General features: G+C 59.1%; 3 protein-coding genes and 1 pseudogene. All 4 read right to left on the bottom strand.

Annotated elements, in window-relative coordinates:
* Positions 1-173 (bottom strand): annotated as a pseudogene (locus CFR72_RS16645) (IS66 family transposase); the annotation flags it as partial.
* A gap of 330 nt (positions 174-503) precedes the next feature.
* Complete coding sequence (locus CFR72_RS16635; protein ID WP_110914802.1) at positions 504-1,535, bottom strand: IS110 family RNA-guided transposase; 1,032 nt, start codon at positions 1,533-1,535, stop codon at positions 504-506.
* Between the two features lie 22 nt (positions 1,536-1,557).
* Positions 1,558-2,094: an IS66 family transposase gene (locus CFR72_RS16630; RefSeq protein ID WP_110914801.1), complete on the bottom strand. Its 537-nt coding sequence runs from the start codon at positions 2,092-2,094 to the stop codon at positions 1,558-1,560.
* A gap of 65 nt (positions 2,095-2,159) precedes the next feature.
* Positions 2,160-2,348, bottom strand: a complete 189-nt coding sequence (gene tnpB / locus CFR72_RS18490; protein WP_202795790.1) for an IS66 family insertion sequence element accessory protein TnpB — start codon at positions 2,346-2,348, stop codon at positions 2,160-2,162.
* Positions 2,349-2,464: the final 116 nt, after the last annotated feature.

The following is a 2,464-nucleotide window of genomic DNA, read 5'->3' as shown; positions in this document are numbered from 1 at the left end:
TGGCGGTTCAGCGGCAGATGCTGCAGGAACTTGTCGCACAGGATGGTCGACAGCAGCCATGGGCCGGCGCGTCCGCGCGCGATCGGATGGAAGGGGGCGGGTGGCTGGGTGATGTTCTCGCAGTCCCGGCAGGTGAACTTCTCCCGCACCGTCTGTATGACCTTATGTGGACGGCCGGTTCGATGCAATGGATCACATTTGTTATCTCTCTGCGTTTCCCTAAATCTTGTTTTCTCGGTGGAATGCATCGCTGCTCGCAGGATGCGGGGATCCGGTCAGGTGCGCCCTTATGTCCGGCCTATTTGTGCGACGTTCTTCGCTGGCCATTATGGGTGTGCGCTTGCGTGTCAGGCACCAATCTTGAAAACGTGCTCGATGGCACATGTCATACAACGGTATCGCCTGAACTGTTCCTGAATTACAGTCTTCCCATCACGCTGGTCAGTGCATTCTGCCGGATCTACCGGGGCGAACCCCGGCATCCATCGTCTTGGCAGCGCATGTCAGATTACAGCGACATTGCGGCCGGCCGGACGATAGATCTCTTTGCGCGACAGCAGAGCCCAGACGATCCGGGCCAGTTTGTTGGCAAGTGCGACGGTTGCAAGACGTGTTGGGCGACGCTCCAGAAGCTTGCAAAGCCATGCCCCTGCGGCGCCTGTCCATTTCTGCGCGCGGAAGGACATGGATGTCGCCCCCAGAACGAGCAGCTTCCTTATTTCCCGGTTGCCCGTTTTCGTAATCCTGCCCAGCCGGACCTTTCCGCCGGACGAGTGCTGGCGCGGCACAAGTCCAAGCCAGGCCGCGAAGTGCCGCGCACTTTCGAAAGTGTCGATATCCGTGACAGATGCCACGATCAAGGACGCGGTCATCGGGCCGATGCCGGGTATTGTCAAAAGACGACGGGCATCTTCGTCCTGCCTGGCGTGCGCCTGGATTCGCCTTTCCAGGCATCCGATGCTTTCACTCAACTTTCCATATTGTTCGAAGAGCAAAATGACGGTCTGCTTCATGACGTCGGGCAAACCGGGTGATGTCTCGATTTTCGCCAGAAGATCGGGCAGGCGACTGTTTCCCAACGGCACGATCAAGCCGAATTCCGCTGCGAGCGCGCGCAACGCATTGACCAGCATCGTCTGCTGTTTGACCAATAGTGTGCGCGTTGAGTGTAACGAGAGCAGACTTTGCTGTTCTTCGTTTTTGATCGGGACGAAGCGCGTGTCGGGATGGAGTGCCGCAAGACAGATGGCTGCGGCGTCAACAGCGTCGTTTTTCTTGCCACGTTTGACGAACGGCTTGACCATGTCCGGCGGAATAAGTTTCACGTCATGACCCGCATCGCGGATGACGCGCGCCCAATGATGCGATGTGCCGCAAGCTTCGAGCACGACCTGACACCGCTCGAGTTTCCAGAAGAATGAGGCAACCTCGCTGCGCCCGAGCTTTCGCTTGAGAAGACATTTTCCGTTTGCATCTGTGCCGTGCGCCTGAAAAACGGACTTGGCGATATCCAGGCCGATCATGGTAATTTTCATCCGGGCGGTCTCCTCTGAATGGTCATTCCGACCCCAGCATGGCACATTGATGCCGCATGGGGGCCGTCCACCCCATCTTGAACTGGCGCGGGATCACCTCCAGCGTCTCGGTGACGCTCTCCCCCAGTTTGCTCAGACGATCGCTGCCACAGCACGGACACTGTGTCGGTGCGGGGATGACGACCCGCTCGCGCGGCAAATCGGCACGCAGGGGCTGGCGCCCCCGGTTGCTCCTGGGTGCTGTCGCGCGGACAGCGGGATTCACGGCGTTTTCGGGCGCGTCCTCGGCGAGTGTCGTCTCCAGCTCTTCCAGTTCGAGTTCAAGCTGGGCCAGCAGGCGGCGCCCCCGCTCCGACGAGGCGCCGAAACGGTCCTGGCGCATCCGCGCGATAAGATGTTTGAGATGGGCAATCTGCGCTTCGGCGCTGGCCGCGCGCGATTCTGCATCAGTGGCCCGGATTTCGGCAGTAGACGCCCGGAGTTCGGCGACCTGGGCACGCGCCTCGGCAGCGGCAAGTGCCGCGCGCAAGGCGATGATGTCGTCCGTGTCTCCCGTCATGAAGGCAGTTGATCACATGGGCGCTCAAAAGGGTACCAGTATATACTGGCCTGACGCAGTTTTTATTATCCCGCCAGTTCAGGTCTCCATGTTTTCTGAGGATTGCGCCAATCCACACCCTCCAGCAGACAAGTCAATTGTGACGGGGAGAGATGGATCGCTCCGTCCTTTGCCGAAGGCCACAGGAAATGCCCGCGCTCGATCCGCTTCGCATATAAGGAAAGGCCGATCCCATCGTGCCAGATCAGTTTCACCAGGTCGCCGCGTCGGCCCCTCACATGAGGAGTTTCACGTCAATGGCCACTTTCACTGCGAGATCATTTTTTCTTCTCCGTGTTTTGGATCCATGGTCTGAGCCTGTTTAACGACT

Source organism: Gluconacetobacter entanii (genome assembly GCF_003206495.1).
GTDB classification, from domain to species: Bacteria; Pseudomonadota; Alphaproteobacteria; order Acetobacterales; family Acetobacteraceae; genus Novacetimonas; species Novacetimonas entanii.
The sequence above is the reverse complement of the archived record's forward strand: the minus strand, read 5'-3'. Positions and strand labels throughout refer to the sequence as shown.

What these genes read in the sequence shown, in the direction of transcription:
- CFR72_RS16635 (WP_110914802.1), bottom strand. Translation starts at nt 1,535, where the DNA reads ATGAAAATTACCATGATCGGCCTGGATATCGCCAAGTCCGTTTTTCAG.
- CFR72_RS16630 (WP_110914801.1), bottom strand. Translation starts at nt 2,094, where the DNA reads ATGACGGGAGACACGGACGACATCATCGCCTTGCGCGCGGCACTTGCC.